The organism is Streptomyces cavernae, from assembly GCF_004023625.1.
GTDB lineage: Bacteria > Actinomycetota > Actinomycetes > Streptomycetales > Streptomycetaceae > Streptomyces > Streptomyces cavernae.
The window spans coordinates 201,528-214,936 of sequence record NZ_ML137708.1; the positions used below are offsets into that span (position 1 = coordinate 201,528).

The window sequence follows — 13,409 nt, forward strand, 5'->3', positions numbered from 1 at the left end:
CACGCCACCCGCCTCCCGGATCCGTGTGCCGGAACCAAGTACCGGAGCAATCCTGGAACGGAGTACCGGACCGGGTCCGGGGGTGCCCGCCGTACGCCCGAGGAGACACCGGTGAGCACATCCGACATCGCGGAAGTCCGCCGCCACGTGGAGCGGCTCGCCGCCGACGGCATCGACGTCGTCCGGGTGACCTTTCCCGACCTGCTCGGCACCGACCGGGCCCGTGACGTGCTGCTCGAGGAACTGCCCCGGGCCTGTGAGCACGGGCTCGCCTTCTGCCGGGCGGTGTATCACACCAGCCCAAAGGGCGATGTGGTCCCGGTCGGCGGCGGACTGGACGCGGGGCTGCCCGACATCCGCGTCCACCCCGACCTCGACACCCTGGTGGCGCTCCCCTGGGAACCGGGCGTCGCCACCTGTCTCGCCGATGTCGTCGACCCCACGACCGGGTCACCCGTCCCCGAGTCGCCCCGTGACCTGCTGCGCGCGGTCCTCGCCCGGTGCACCGAGCACGGGCTGCGGCCGGTCGTCGGACCGGAGCTGGAGTACTTCCTCTGCGACCCCGTCCCCGGGGGCGGCTGGCGCCGCTACGCGCGCGAATCCGGGGCCGTCTACACCGCCGGGCTGCACGCCGACCCCGACAACCATCTGCTGCGCACCCTGCGCCACCTGCGGGACCTCGGGGTCGGCGCCACCCACGGCTGCCACGAGTTCGACGGCGGCCAGTTCGAGATCAACCTGACCCATTCCGATGCCATGCGGGCCGCGGACCGCGCCTTCCGTTTCAAGGCGGCGATCAAGGAGCTCGCCCGCAAGGAGGGCCGACTGGCCACCTTCATGGCCAAGCCGTTCAACGACGCCGGCGGTTCGGGCTTCCACCTCCACCTGTCCGTGGACGGCCAGGACGGCCGCAACGCCTTCGACGACCCCACGGACGCGTACGGCCTCTCCGCCACCGCACGGCACGCCGTGGCGGGTGTACTGGCCCGCGCTCCGGCCCTCACGGCGCTGGCCAACCCGACCGTCAACTCCTACAAGCGCTTCGGCCCGGACACCCTGGCGCCGTGGCTGATCGACTGGGGACTGGACAACCGCAGCGCCATGGTCCGCATCCCGCCCGAGCGTGGCTCCGGGGCCCGCCTCGAACTGCGCCTCGGCGACGCCGGCGCCAACCCCTATCTGCTGATCGCCGGCACGGTGGCCACCGCCCTGCTCGGCGTCACAGCGGGCGAGGACCCGCCGGCCCCGCTGGAGGGGTACGGCTACGACACCGCCAAGTCGGCCGTGCTGCCGACGACCCTGTCCGCCGCGCTCGACGCGCTGGAGGCGGACACCGAGCTCACGCGACTACTGGGCAAGGGCTTCACCGCCGCCTATCTCTCCTACAAGCGCAACGAGGTCGAACGCTTCCAACGGCACGTCACCGACTGGGAGTTCACCGAGTACGCCCATCACCTGTGACGCCGAGGAGCCACCGTTGCGCCCGCTGAGCCGGCGGAGTATCCGGACAGTAAGACCACGTGGGCCCAGGCGGGCGTACCGCGCGGCATACCGGTCGGCGTACCGGTCGGGCCCAACAGCCCGGGCCTACCGGTCGGGCGGTGCGCCCGACCGGTATGCCCGTCGGTGTACGCGGACGGATCCCGGAGAGTCATCCGCCATGGATCACATGGACCACACCGACCGCAGGGACCACGCTCCGGAGCACTACGAGTGCCTCCCCGGCGACGCCGCCTCGCCGGTGATCCTGCACGTGCCGCACTCCGCCAGGGACATCCCCGCGGCGGTGCGCGAGGGCATCCTGCCGGACGATGCCGCGCTGGAGAGCGAGTTGGACCACATCACGGACGCGCACACAGCCGAGCTGGCCGCCCGCGCGGCGGACGCCTCAGGTGTCCCGCCCTGGCGGTTCGTCAACCGGCTGTCCCGGCTCGTGGTCGACCCGGAGCGGTTCCCCGACGAACGGGAGGAGATGCTCGCCGTCGGCATGGGCGCGGTCTACACCCGGACGACGCACGGTGCTCGGCTGCGGCCCGCCGGCTTCGACCCCGAGCCGCTGATCGGCCGTTACTTCCACCCGTACGCCCGGGCCATGACACGGGCCGTCGCAGACCGGCTCGCGGCCGTCGGGAGGGCGGTGGTGATCGACGTCCACTCGTATCCGACCGCCCGGCTGCCCTATGAACTCCACGGCGACGGGCCCCGGCCGCCTGTCTGCCTGGGGACCGACGCCTTCCACACCACGCCCGAACTGCTCGCCGCGGCGCGGGAGGCGTTCGCTGGGTTCGGCGGCACGGGAACCGACAGTCCGTTCGCGGGCGCGTACGTGCCCCTGGACTTCTACGGCAAGGAGCCACGGGTCACGGCCCTGATGGTGGAGATCCGGCGCGACACATACATGACCGAGCCGGGCGGTCCCCCGGGCGCCGGGCTCTCCCGGCTCGCGACCGCGCTGGCTGCTCTGGTCGACGCCGCGTCCGCGTCGCCATGACGTGAAAAGGCCCCGGCTGGACGGGGGAGACCAGCCGGGGCCGTGTGCGGTGACCGGCGGAGGGCGGTCGCCTCGCGGCGAAAGGCTCCATGGGGCTTCAGCCGAACGATCGTCCCCATGGGCAAGGGGTGAGGCCCGGGGACACTGTCCCCTCCGCGGTCACATAGCAGTCAACGGCCCACCGTGCAGGGATGTTCCTCGTTCTCCCCCACGGCAACTGTGATCTGACACACGCTCAGAGTCCGGGGCCGGAGGGCGGTACGCGGCCCGAACCAGGCCGTTTCACGCCCTCCGACCCGGTGACCCGGACTGGAAGCACAGCAAAACCCAGCTAACGACCGCACGTGCGACGACGACTATGACCGAGGAGGCTCTGGTGGACGACTGGCGCGACTCCGCAGCCTGCCGTACCGAGGACCCGGACCTGTTCTTTCCCGTCGGGAACACCGGCCCGGCACTGCTTCAGATCGAGCAGGCGAAGGCGGTGTGTTTCCGCTGCCCGGTCCGCGAGGAGTGCCTGCAGTGGGCCCTCGACGCCGGGCCCGTCATGGGTGTCTGGGGCGGTACGAGCGAGCCGGACCGGCGGACACTGCAGCGCCGTGCGGCCCGGCGCCGGGCCCGTGACACAGGGTAGGACGCTCCGCGCCACACCCTCGCCGCGCCGCACCCGGCCGCTTCCCGCCGCACCTGGCCGCGCCACGGCGGCTCCACTGACGCCCCGTCCGGCCCCCGGGCCCGGACGGGGCGTCTGGTGCGCGCTCGATGCCCCGTTCCTCCACCCGGCACCCCGTGGATGCCGTTTGGCCCGTCGCGAGCGTGATACCCGCTCGGTGTCAACCGCTTCCAACGAGCGACGGGAGGATCCATGGCCACGGGAGAGACCGGCTTCAGCGACGTCATGTACGACCTCATCTCCGTGCAGTACCACTCACTCAAGGCCGGTCACGACTACGGACAGTACGTGCGGGACGCCGAGAACGCGGACAAGAAGGAGATCGCCGAGTTCTTCCGCAACGTCATGGCCCAGGACTCCGAGCGCGCCGCGCAGTGCCACCGGTACCTGGCGCAGCTCTCCGGGACCAAGGACGCAGGCCCGGCCGCCGGCGGCTGACGTCCGGTACGGCCCGCTCCGCCCATCCACGGCGACCGGACCCGGCACGGCGCGCCTCGGCGCGGCCGGGTCCGGTCGCCGTCCGCTGCGCATCCGTCCTTCGGCCGTGCGTCCGCGGGTTCAGGCGGCCCGCTTCGTGCCCGAGGAGGGGCGCGGAGCCGGGGCGGGAGACGGAGGGCGGGTGCCGCGGCCGGTGCGCTGGTCCCCGGGGGCGGCCGTCGGCCGGTCCCCGGTCACGACGGTGCGCGGCCGCGGCAGGGGTCCCACGCGCAGAGCGCGCCCCGCGCGGAAGACGCGGGGCAGGACCGTCGAGGCCGGCGGGGTCGCCAGGGCCGCGGGGGCGGCTTGCTCCTCCGGCGCTCGGTCCTTCGGCCCTCGGCCCGCCCGTCCCGCTCGGTTCTCCGGTGCCGCTCGGTTCTCCGTCGCCGCTCGCTCCGCCGAGGTCGCCGGGTCCGCCGATGTCACCGGGTCCGCCGAGTCCGCCGGAGTGGTCCGGGACGAGCCGAACAACAGCTCTTCGTAGCGCCCGAGCGCCACCACGAGAAACAGCATCAACGGCGGTACCAGCAAGGCCAGGGCGAACACGCGGGACTCCCTCCGCAGGGACGTTGGATTCCGCGTAGCCCCGATTTGCCGTCGAAAACCCCCGCGTCCACTCCTCACCCGCCTGCCGGACGCCCACCCGCAACCGCGCACACTCCCGTGCGTGACTTCGCCCCGCCGGGAAACCCCCTGTTCGTCCGCACGTCCGTGTCCTCGAGTGAACGGAGTCGATCGTGCTCTTCTTGGTCGTCGTACTTCTGCTGTTGGCCATCCTGGTCGGGGCGGCCGCCTATGTCCCATGGCCCGTGACCGTCGTGGCGAGCGCGGTGATCGCCACCTGGCTGGCCGTCTTCACCGTCCGTGAACGACGCCGGCGCGGCCGGGAGAGGAGGGTCTGAGCCATGCGGCTGACCGCACCCCCACGGCAGAACACCGGCAGGCGCGACACCGAGGGCATGGCCGTCGCCTCGTTCGTCCTCGGACTCGTCGGCCTCATCGTGCTCAATCTCGTCCTCGGCCCCGTCGCCATCGTCCTCGCCGTCACGGCTCTCCGCCGCGACACCCCCCGCCGCACCCGTGCCCTGCTCGGCCTGGGCCTCGGCATCGCGGACCTGCTGGTGCTCGTCTCGCTCATGGCGGCCCGGGGCACCACTGCGTGGACCGTTTTCGGCTGACCGCTCCGTAGTCACGCTCCGCATGCCTGGGACCCCGGGCGGCCAAGGGTCACCGGTGGAACATGATCCCGGGCGCCAAGGTGCGCGTATCGGCCCGTGAGGCGCATTCTTGCTGTGATGCGCACCTGGCGGCGCGCGGACGAGGGCAGAGCGATGACTGGGAGCGCCGAGCGGGAGAACCGGCTGTCGGGGAAGCTGTCCGCCCTGCTCACGGGGGCAGTGGCGGACGCCGTCCGATCGGCCGTTGGCTACGCGGGAGGCGTCCACCTGCGGTCGACCACACCCGGACTGCTGCGCCTGGCCGTGCTGGCCGGGCTACCCGGGCCGCTGTTCCGGCTGTGGTGGCGCATGCCCGTGGACCGGCCCTTCCCCACCGCCGACGCCTACCGGCGGTGCAGGCAGGTGCTGCTCGCCAACGCCACCGACACGATGCGCCACTATCCGCAGCTCGCGGCCGTTCTCCCCTTCCGTTTCGGTTCGCTGTACGTCCCCGTCGTCGGCGCGTCGACGACCTACGGAGTGCTGACCGTGCTGCGTTCGCCGACCGACGACACCGCTGACGTGGCCCCCTACCGTGATCCGCTGACGTCGGCGGCCCACGAGCTGGGTGCCGCGCTGTCGGAACTGGAGAAGAGCGGGGACCCCGTCACCTGGGACGAGGAGCCCCTGTGTGTGCGGCCGGCGGTCGGCAGCGCGCCCCAGGGCGGCGGCGGGCGGTTCACCTGGGACCCCACGAGCGGCACCGTGTCCCTGGACGACGGCCTGCGGGACCTGCTCGGTCCCGCGCCCGAGGTGGCAGGGACGCCGGAGGCGCTCGCCGAAGAACTGGCACCGGACGAGGCGCGCCGGGTACTGGCGGCCCTGCGCGACGCGGCCGCCGGGCGCCCGACGTCCCACCCGATGCGGATGCGTGCGGCCGACGGAGGACTGCGCCTGCTGGAACTGTGGAGCCCGGGAACCGGACCGGTTCCGTCGCCCCGGGCGCACCGGGTGCACGGTCTCCTCCTCGACTCGGGTCCCGGGCCCGCGTCGGATCTGCTGCCCGAGGGGGTGTTCACCTTCGACCGGCTGGGGCTGATCACCTACGTCAACCCGCGTGCCGCCGAACTGCTCGGCGGGCCCGAGTCGGGGCTGCTGGGAAGCCCCCTGTGGCAGGCGGTGCCCTGGCTGGGCCTGCCCGCGTACGAGGACCATCTGCGCGGAGCGCTGCTGTCGACGGACCCGGTGCACTTCCAGGTGCGGCGGCCCCCGGGAGTCGGGGCCGAGGGCGCGGCGGAGGCGGAGCGTCACGACGGCGACTGGCTCACGTTCTCCATCTATCCCGGCGCCGACACGATGACGTGCAAGGTGGTCCCGATGGACCGTCTCGCCCAGACCACCCACGCCAGGGAGACCGGCCCCACCACCGGGGCCATGGGAACCGGCCCCACCACGGGGACCACGGAGTCCGTCCCGGGCGCGGAGACCGTCCCAGGCGAGCAGACCGTCCCGGACGCGGGATCCCGCCCCGCCCCCGTCGCCGGGCCGGAGTCCTCCGCCCGACCGGGATCCACCACCGAAGCCGGGCCCCGCCCCGAGATCGTGCCCCCGGTCGGCTCCACGACCCTGATGTACCCGACGGTCGCACTCGCCATCGCCCTGGCGGAAGCGGTCACCGCCCGTCAGGTGTCCGCGGTGGTCATGCGGGAACTGCTCCCGGCGTTCGGGGGACGCCGGCTCGCGATCTACCTGCTGCACGAGCGACGGCTGTACCTGGCTTGGGAGAACGGTTTCCCCAGGGGGTTCCTCGAGCCGTTCGACGGGGTGGGGCTGGACGCCGAGCTGCCCGGGGTCGAAACGCTCACCGCCGGACGTCCGCTGTTCTTCGAGTCGATGGATCAACTGTCGGCCGCCTACCCGGACGTACCGCTGGACGCGACGGTGGGTGCCCGCGCCTTCCTGCCGCTGATCGCCTCCGGCCGGCCGGTCGGCTCGTGCGTACTCGGCTTCGACCGGCCCCGCGACTTCAGCGCCGAGGAGCGCACGGTACTCACCGCGCTCGCCGGCCTCATCGCCCAGGCGCTGGAGCGGGCGCGACGCTACGACACCGAGGCCGCGCTCGCGCGGGGTCTGCAGCAGGCCCTGCTGCCGCACCGGCTTCCCGCTCATCCGCTGGTGGAGACGGCGGGGCGCTATCTGCCCGGCACCGTGGGGATGGACGTCGGCGGCGACTGGTACGACGTCGTCGAGGCCGGCGACGGGCTGGCGCTGGTCATCGGCGACGTCCAGGGGCACGGCGTCCAGGCGGCCGCCACGATGGGCCAACTACGCAGTGCGGTAAGGGCGTTCGCGCTCGGCGACCACCCTCCGGACGAGGTGATGGGCGGCACCAACCGGCTCCTGACCGACTTGGACCCGGGTCAGTTCGCCAGCTGCTGCTATGTGCGGCTGGACCCCGCCACCGGACAGGCCCGGGCCGCCCGCGCCGGGCATCCCCATCCGTTGCTGCGGCATCCCGAGGGCCATACGGAGGTTCTGGAGCTGCCGGGCGGGGTGGTGCTCGGGGTGGACCCGGAAGCCCGGTATCCGGTGACGGACCTGTGGCTGGAGCCGGGCGCGGTGCTGGCCCTCTACACCGACGGGCTCGTGGAGCGGCCGGGAGCGGACATCGACGAGGGCATCGCCGCCCTCTGCGCGGCGCTGGAGAACGCCGACCCGCTGTGCGACCGGCCGGACGGCGCGTCCCTGGCGAGTGCGGCGGACCTGCTGACCAAAAAGGCCCAGCAGGCCGCCGAACGCCCGGACGACATCGTGCTCCTCCTCACCACGCGGCGCGGCTGAGCGGTCCTCGGCAGGGTGTCCCAGGTGGGCCGTGGCAGCCTGTGCAGGTCTCCTCTCAGTGCGCGGCGTCCAGCCGGGCCCGCTGGTCCGCGGTGAGTTCCAGGTCCACCGCCGCCAGGTTCTCCTCCAGCTGGGCCACCGATGAGGCCCCGGCCAGCGGGATCACGGGGAACGCGCCGCCGATTTGCCAGGCCAGGACCACCTGGTTCACGGTCGCCCCCGTCTCCCGCGCCACCTGCTTCAGCACGGCGAGACGTGCGGGAGTTCCGGGGTGGTCGTAGTCCGGCGGCAGCGGCTTGGCGGCGCCGCCGCCGTAGGCGCCCTTCAGCAGGGGCGAATACGCCACCAGCGTCAGTCCGGGCTCGGCGCGCAGGTAGCTGAACAGTTCGGCCGTCGCCACGCCGAGAGTGCCGTCCTCGAACAGCGCCTCGGGGACGTCGGTGCGCGGCCGCAGATGGCTGTGCTGGTACTGCAGGACCTCGTAGCCGGGCAGTCCCGCGGCCGCGGCGATGGCGCGGGCCCGCTCCACTCGCCAGATGGCGTGGTTGCTGACGCCGAGCATCCCGGCCGTGCCGTCGGCGACGAGTTCCGCGAAGCCCTCGACGGTCTCCCGCAGGGGGACCGTGCGGTCCTCGATGTGCGCGTACAGCAGGTCGATCCGCTCCACGCCGAGCCGTTCCCGGCTGCGTTCGGCGGATTCCCGGATCACCTTCGCCGACAGGCCCTCGGGATTGTCGACGTAGCCGGTGCCGGGGGCCAGCGGCCGGGCGCCCAGTTTGGTGGCGAAGACGATCTCGTCCCCGACGTCACGGCTGCGCCGCCACCGCCCCAGCAGTTCCTCGCTCTGTCCGCCCTGTCCGCCGTCCACCCAGAACGCGTAGTTGTCCGAGGTGTCGATGAAGTTCCCGCCGGCCTCGACATAGCGGTCCAGCACGGCGAACGACGTCCTCTCGTCGGTCACCGACCCGAACAGCATCGCCCCGAGCGCCAGCACGCTCACATCCCGGCGGGTCTTGGGGTCGGTCCCCATGGTGCGGTACTTCACGATGCCTTCTCCCCTCCGGACCCGACGTCCTCGGGCCCGTGGAAGAGACTGGCTCTTGAAGTGCGCTTCAACGCAAGTGTGCCCGGCCCTCGGAACGGAGCAGTCCCTCGGCCTACGGCATCATCGCCGCCGTCCGCGCGGGGGAACCGTCCGGAGGCCGGGACTTCCCCAACCGCGTGTCAAGCTCCCCGTCGCAGCGGACTCCGCCCTCGTCCCGTCCCTGCTGACGCTCTCGCACGTTCTCGGGACCGGCCACCACGCCGCCGTGGCGGGCGGTGTCAACGAGCGCACCCGCGTCACCGTGATCGGTGACGGCGCTGTCGGCCTGCTGGCGGTCCTGTCGGCCAATCGCCTGGGCGCCGAACAGATCATCCTCATGGGACGCCACCAGGCGCGCACCGACCTCGGCCGCGAGTTCGGCGCCATCGATGTCGTCTCCGCCCGCGGCGAGGAAGGCATGGAGGCGGTCCGCGAGCTGACCGGTGGGCACGGCACGCACGTGGTCCTGGAGTGCGTCGGCAACATGCCCGCCTACGAGCAGGCCGTCGGTATCACTCGCCCGGGCGGCGTCATCAGCCGCGTCGGCGTCCCGCAGTACGAGGAGGCACCGATCGGCTTCGGCAGCCTCTTCCGCCACAACCTCCGCCTGGCCGGCGGACCCGCACCGGTCCGCGCCTACATCGAGGAACTGATGCCCGACATCCTCGACGGCACCATCGAGCCGGGGAAGGTCTTCGACGTGACCACCGACCTCGACGGCGTCCCGGCCGGCTACCAGGACATGGCCGACCGCAAGAGCCTGAAGGTACTCGTCAAGCCCTGACGCCCGAGGAAACACCCGGGGTGCCACGCCGCATCCGGCTCCTGTTCGCGAGGCCGCGCCGACTACGAACGGGTGCAGCGGCCGACCGGACTGGCCGCCGGGGGAACGCACTGCAGGCCGAAGTCCGCCGTGCTGCCGCTGAGGACGCGGCCCAGGCAGGCGGTGCTGGAGGTCCGGCCGCGTTCCGCGCAGAACGCCAGTGCGGCGCGGCCGTCGTCGAACGGGCCCGGGGCGTAGATCACCCAGTAGCCCGGCCTCAGGGAGGCGTAGTCGTCGCTGCGGAGGACCTGAGCCTCCGGTACGGACTGGCGGACGGTCGCGAGCTGCTGGTCACGGGCGGCGGTGCCGGCGGACACGGGCTCGGAGTGGAGCTGGGCGATCCAGCTCCCGTCCGCGGGCCCCGACTGCGGAGTGCTGCCGCGAGCCGGTGAGCCGACGGGTGACGGGCTGCCGGACCCTGACCCGGTGATCGGGACGGGGCCGGTTCGCGAGGGCGAGGTGGATGCCGGGCCGCGGCCCGCGCCCCCATCGGCCACGCGCCGCTCGCCACCGTCGTCACCTACGGCGAACATCAGTACGGCCCCCACGGCCACCGCCGCCACCGCGGCGACGGCGGCGACGACCGCCCTGCGGCGCCACCGCCCGGACGGAGGCGCCGGCGCGGTGGGCCGGGTGCCGTCGGCCCGGGTGGACGCGTGCGGCCCCGGATCGGCGGCCGGAGGCACGTCGTGCACCGGGACCGGGGACACCGTGGTCGGCGGCGCCACCGGACTCAGGTCGACCGTCTCCACCGACGTGGGTTCCGGCCAGTCGGCCGTCCCTCCCGACTCCGCCTGCGCCAGCATCGCGTCCAGCGTCCCCGCGTCGGGGCGCGCCGCGGGGTCCCGCACGAGCAGGGCCTGCAGTACGGGGGCGAGGGGGCCGGAGCGCACCGGGGGCGGTACGGGATCGTCGAGCACGGCGGCCAGGGTGGCCAGGGTGGTCTCGCGGCGCAGGGGGCTGACGCCCTCCACACAGACGTACAGCACCAGGCCCAGGGACCAGAGGTCGGAGGCCGGGCCGTCGCCGCGGCCGCGGATCTGCTCGGGGGCGATGTACTCGGGCGAGCCGACCAGTTCGCCGGTGGCCGTCAGCGAGGTGGAACCCTGCAGGGCGGCGATGCCGAAGTCGGTGAGCACGGCGGTCTTGTCGTCGCGCAGCAGGATGTTGGCGGGTTTGACGTCGCGGTGCCGGATGCCCGCCGCGTGCGCGGCGCGCAGTGCGGAGAGCACCTGACGGCCCACGCGTGCTGTCTCGTTCGGGAGCAGCGGACCGTCGTCGAGCCGCTCCTGGAGGGAGCGGCCGGGCACCAGTTCCATCACGATCCAGGGATGCGGTTCAGCGTCGACGATGTGATGGACCGTCACCACGTGTGGGTGGGAGATCCGGGCGAGCGCCCTGGCCTCGCGCAACACCCGTTCGCGCACAGCGGCGGAGGACTCCGCGTCGGAGCGGACGGCTTTGAGGGCGACGTCGCGGTGGAGGACGGTGTCCCAGGCCCGCCACACCGTCCCCATGCCCCCACTGCCCAAGGGCTCGAGCAACTCGAAGCGCTCGTCGACGACTTCACCCCGTGCGTTCATGGTCGCCAGGCTAGAGCAGTGGCGAGCGTGCTCCCGACGCGCATCCCCCTGCGGGCCGCGCCCGGCACTCGGTGCGGTGATCTTGGCGGAAGGGACGGCTCCGGGTCACTATGCCGGTATGAAGGGTGACCTGTTTTCCGGTGAGCACATGGTGCAGCCCGCGTTCGCGCCCGGGATGACCGTGGAGAACGCCAAGTCCATCAAGTACGCCGTCAACGGGGAAATGCTGGCACGGCAGGGCGCGATGATCGCCTATCGCGGCAACCTGCAGTTCGAACGCAAGGGTCAGGGTGTCGGCGGCATGCTGAAGCGGGCCGTCACCGGGGAGGGGCTGCCGCTCATGACGGTGCGCGGCCAGGGTGAGGCCTGGTTCGCGCACGAGGCTCAGAACTGCTTCATCGTCGAGGTCGAGCCGGGCGACGAGTTCACCGTCAACGGCCGCAACGTCCTGTGCTTCGACGCCACGCTCTCGTACTCCATCAAGACCGTGAAGGGCGCCGGGATGACCGGCGGCGGCCTCTTCAACAGCGTCTTCACCGGCCAGGGCCGACTGGGCCTGGTCTGCGAGGGCAATCCGCTGGTCATCCCGGTCTCGCCGCAGCAGCCCGTGTACGTCGACACGGACGCGATCGTGGGGTGGACGGCCCACCTCCAGACCTCCCTGCACCGTTCCCAGTCCCTGGGCTCGATGCTCCGCGGCGGTTCCGGCGAGGCGGTGCAGCTCATGCTGCAGGGCCAGGGTCATGTGGTCGTACGCCCCAGCGAGGCGACGCCGCAGAAGGCGCAGCAGCACTAGGACCTCCGGGGTGTGTCGAAAGTCCCGGGAGCGGTGCCCGCGGTGTCCGGTGCGTGGTCTCGGCGTGCCGGAAAAAGGCCCTCGTAGCGGAGCTACTTGGGTCTTTGGCCGGTGCGGCGAGTGGGGGTGCCCCCTGCTCGGAGAGCTTGGGGGAGCGTGCCGGGCGCCGGGGAGGCTGTGTGGGACTTTCGACACACCCCCTTGGGGTGCCCAGCACACCAGGGTGCTGCGACCGCTGGTGTCCGGGGCCGAGCTGAGTCCCCCTGGGGCGGGGACGAAGCTCGGCCCGGTCTCGCGTCCCCGCAAGCCTGGGGCCGTCGGGGCTAGTGCCGGGCGGAAGCCCTCGTACTGGATGTACTTGGGCTTTCGCTCGGTGCGGCGAGTGGGGGGTCCCCCTGCTCGAAGAGCTTGGGGGAGCGTGCATGGCGTCGCGCGGCAGACGGGAATTCGACGACAGGGCCTGGGGGTCAGGCCGGTGTCACTCCGGCGGTGAGTTCGTCGTCGGGCAGCAGGGCCGTCCCGTAGAGGTCCTGCAGCCAGTTCATCTGGTAGACGGTGTCCAGATAGCGTTCGCCCAGGTCCGGGGCGATGGCGGCGGCGGTCAGCCGGCCCTGCACATCGTGGTGGTCGAGCCACTGTGCGGCGCCGCTGACGACGGTGCCCGTCGAGCCGCCGAAGAGGAACCCGCGTCTGGCCAGCCGGTGACAGGCCCGGATGGTGTCCGCCTCCTCCACGTTGACGACCTCGTCCACATAGGACTCGTCGAGGAGCTGCGGGCGGACGCTCGTCCCCAGCCCCGGGATCATCCGCCGACCCGGCGGGCCGCCGAAGGTCACCGAGCCGACGCTGTCGACGGCCACGATCCGCACCGGGCGGCGCCGTTCCCGGAAGTAGCGCGCGCAGCCCATCAGGGTGCCGGTGGTGCCCGCCCCCACGAACAGCACGTCCAGGTGCGGGAACTGGCGTGCTATGGCCGGAGCTGTGGTGCGGTAGTGCGCCTTCCAGTTGTTGGGATTCGTGTACTGGTTCAACCAGACGTACTGGTCGTCGGAGGCGCACAGCGCGCGGACATACTCGATCCGCGCGCCGAGGAACCCGCCGCTGACGTCCGGTTCGGCGATGATGTGCACCTGGCTGCCGAGCGCCTCCATCAGCCGCCGCGTCGAGAGGTTGCAGCGCGCGTCGGTGACGCACACGAACTGGTAGCCCTTGCTCGCGGCGATCGTCGCGAGCGCCACGCCGAGGTTCCCCGAGGACGACTCCACGAGAATCGATCCCGGTGAAAGCACACCGCCCCGTTCGGCCGCCTCCACCATCTCCTGCGCGGCTTTCAGCTTGATGGAACCGGCGAAGTTGAAGCCCTCGCACTTCAGGTAGAGGGAGTGGCCGAGCATCGACCGCAGGTCGACGTACAGCTCCTCCTCGTTGAAGTCCGTGGGTAATGAAATGACTGGCACGTTGCCCCCCTGGTCCTGCAGCAGTCC

Annotated in this window: 12 protein-coding genes and 1 pseudogene; 9 read left to right on the forward strand and 4 right to left on the reverse strand. The window is 72.3% G+C overall.

All coding sequences use genetic code 11. The features are described 5' to 3' along the window. Nucleotides 1–111: 111 nt before the first annotated feature. The 4 genes from EF387_RS00980 to EF387_RS00995 all read left to right on the forward strand — a co-directional run bounded on the left by EF387_RS00980 (nucleotide 112) and on the right by EF387_RS00995 (nucleotide 3,602). Nucleotides 112–1,461, forward strand: a complete 1,350-nt coding sequence (locus EF387_RS00980) for a glutamine synthetase family protein (RefSeq protein ID WP_128374522.1) — start codon at nucleotides 112–114, stop codon at nucleotides 1,459–1,461. A gap of 208 nt (nucleotides 1,462–1,669) precedes the next feature. Further along, nucleotides 1,670–2,491, forward strand: coding sequence for an N-formylglutamate amidohydrolase (locus tag EF387_RS00985; RefSeq protein WP_128374523.1), 822 nt, complete (start codon nucleotides 1,670–1,672; stop codon nucleotides 2,489–2,491). Nucleotides 2,492–2,849: 358 nt separating this feature from the next. Then, on the forward strand, nucleotides 2,850–3,125 hold the full coding sequence (locus EF387_RS00990) for a WhiB family transcriptional regulator (RefSeq protein ID WP_162467060.1): 276 nt from the start codon (nucleotides 2,850–2,852) through the stop codon (nucleotides 3,123–3,125). A 231-nt stretch (nucleotides 3,126–3,356) separates the two neighbouring features. After that, a complete protein-coding gene (locus EF387_RS00995) occupies nucleotides 3,357–3,602 on the forward strand; it encodes an acyl carrier protein (protein ID WP_128374524.1) in 246 nt (81 codons plus the stop codon). Between the two features lie 120 nt (nucleotides 3,603–3,722). Here EF387_RS00995 and EF387_RS01000 read toward each other — a convergent pair whose 3' ends face one another. Continuing rightward, nucleotides 3,723–4,187 carry a hypothetical protein gene (locus tag EF387_RS01000; RefSeq protein WP_128374525.1) on the reverse strand — a complete coding sequence of 155 codons (465 nt, stop codon included), beginning with the start codon at nucleotides 4,185–4,187 and terminating at the stop codon, nucleotides 3,723–3,725. Nucleotides 4,188–4,378: 191 nt separating this feature from the next. Here EF387_RS01000 and EF387_RS47335 point away from each other — a divergent pair, with 191 nt between their 5' ends. The 3 genes from EF387_RS47335 (at nucleotide 4,379) to EF387_RS01010 (ending at nucleotide 7,639) form a co-directional block, all read left to right on the forward strand. Further along, complete coding sequence (locus tag EF387_RS47335) at nucleotides 4,379–4,543, forward strand: hypothetical protein (RefSeq protein ID WP_202918105.1); 165 nt, start codon at nucleotides 4,379–4,381, stop codon at nucleotides 4,541–4,543. 3 nt (nucleotides 4,544–4,546) lie between these two features. Next, nucleotides 4,547–4,819, forward strand: a complete 273-nt coding sequence (locus EF387_RS01005; RefSeq protein ID WP_128374526.1) for a DUF4190 domain-containing protein — start codon at nucleotides 4,547–4,549, stop codon at nucleotides 4,817–4,819. A gap of 153 nt (nucleotides 4,820–4,972) precedes the next feature. Further along, complete coding sequence (locus EF387_RS01010; protein ID WP_128374713.1) at nucleotides 4,973–7,639, forward strand: SpoIIE family protein phosphatase; 2,667 nt, start codon at nucleotides 4,973–4,975, stop codon at nucleotides 7,637–7,639. 55 nt (nucleotides 7,640–7,694) lie between these two features. Here EF387_RS01010 and EF387_RS01015 read toward each other — a convergent pair whose 3' ends face one another. Beyond that, on the reverse strand, nucleotides 7,695–8,684 hold the full coding sequence (locus EF387_RS01015) for an aldo/keto reductase (RefSeq protein ID WP_128374527.1): 990 nt from the start codon (nucleotides 8,682–8,684) through the stop codon (nucleotides 7,695–7,697). Between the two features lie 136 nt (nucleotides 8,685–8,820). On the opposite strand from EF387_RS01015, the pseudogene EF387_RS01020 reads away from it, so the two are divergent. Beyond that, nucleotides 8,821–9,507: pseudogene (locus tag EF387_RS01020) on the forward strand (zinc-binding dehydrogenase); the annotation flags it as partial. 62 nt (nucleotides 9,508–9,569) lie between these two features. Here the strand turns inward: EF387_RS01020 and EF387_RS01025 are convergent. Then, the gene (locus tag EF387_RS01025; protein ID WP_128374528.1) at nucleotides 9,570–11,129 is read right to left on the reverse strand and encodes a serine/threonine-protein kinase; all 1,560 of its coding nucleotides are present in this window, start codon (nucleotides 11,127–11,129) and stop codon (nucleotides 9,570–9,572) included. Nucleotides 11,130–11,247: 118 nt separating this feature from the next. Between EF387_RS01025 and EF387_RS01030 the strand changes: the two genes are divergently transcribed. Then, nucleotides 11,248–11,925 carry an AIM24 family protein gene (locus EF387_RS01030; RefSeq protein ID WP_128374529.1) on the forward strand — a complete coding sequence of 226 codons (678 nt, stop codon included), beginning with the start codon at nucleotides 11,248–11,250 and terminating at the stop codon, nucleotides 11,923–11,925. A gap of 467 nt (nucleotides 11,926–12,392) precedes the next feature. On the opposite strand, the gene sbnA is transcribed toward EF387_RS01030, so the two are convergent. Continuing rightward, on the reverse strand, nucleotides 12,393–13,382 hold the full coding sequence (sbnA, locus tag EF387_RS01035) for a 2,3-diaminopropionate biosynthesis protein SbnA (RefSeq protein ID WP_128374530.1): 990 nt from the start codon (nucleotides 13,380–13,382) through the stop codon (nucleotides 12,393–12,395). Nucleotides 13,383–13,409 lie beyond the last annotated feature (27 nt).

Bases quoted from the DNA above. Each gene is read 5' to 3' on its own strand.
- EF387_RS00990 (WP_162467060.1), top strand. From the start codon at position 2,850: ATGACCGAGGAGGCTCTGGTGGACGACTGGCGCGACTCCGCAGCCTGC.
- EF387_RS01030 (WP_128374529.1), top strand. From the start codon at position 11,248: ATGAAGGGTGACCTGTTTTCCGGTGAGCACATGGTGCAGCCCGCGTTC.
- EF387_RS00995 (WP_128374524.1), top strand. From the start codon at position 3,357: ATGGCCACGGGAGAGACCGGCTTCAGCGACGTCATGTACGACCTCATC.
- EF387_RS01025 (WP_128374528.1), bottom strand. From the start codon at position 11,129: ATGAACGCACGGGGTGAAGTCGTCGACGAGCGCTTCGAGTTGCTCGAG.
- EF387_RS01010 (WP_128374713.1), top strand. From the start codon at position 4,973: ATGACTGGGAGCGCCGAGCGGGAGAACCGGCTGTCGGGGAAGCTGTCC.
- EF387_RS00985 (WP_128374523.1), top strand. From the start codon at position 1,670: ATGGACCACACCGACCGCAGGGACCACGCTCCGGAGCACTACGAGTGC.
- EF387_RS01005 (WP_128374526.1), top strand. From the start codon at position 4,547: ATGCGGCTGACCGCACCCCCACGGCAGAACACCGGCAGGCGCGACACC.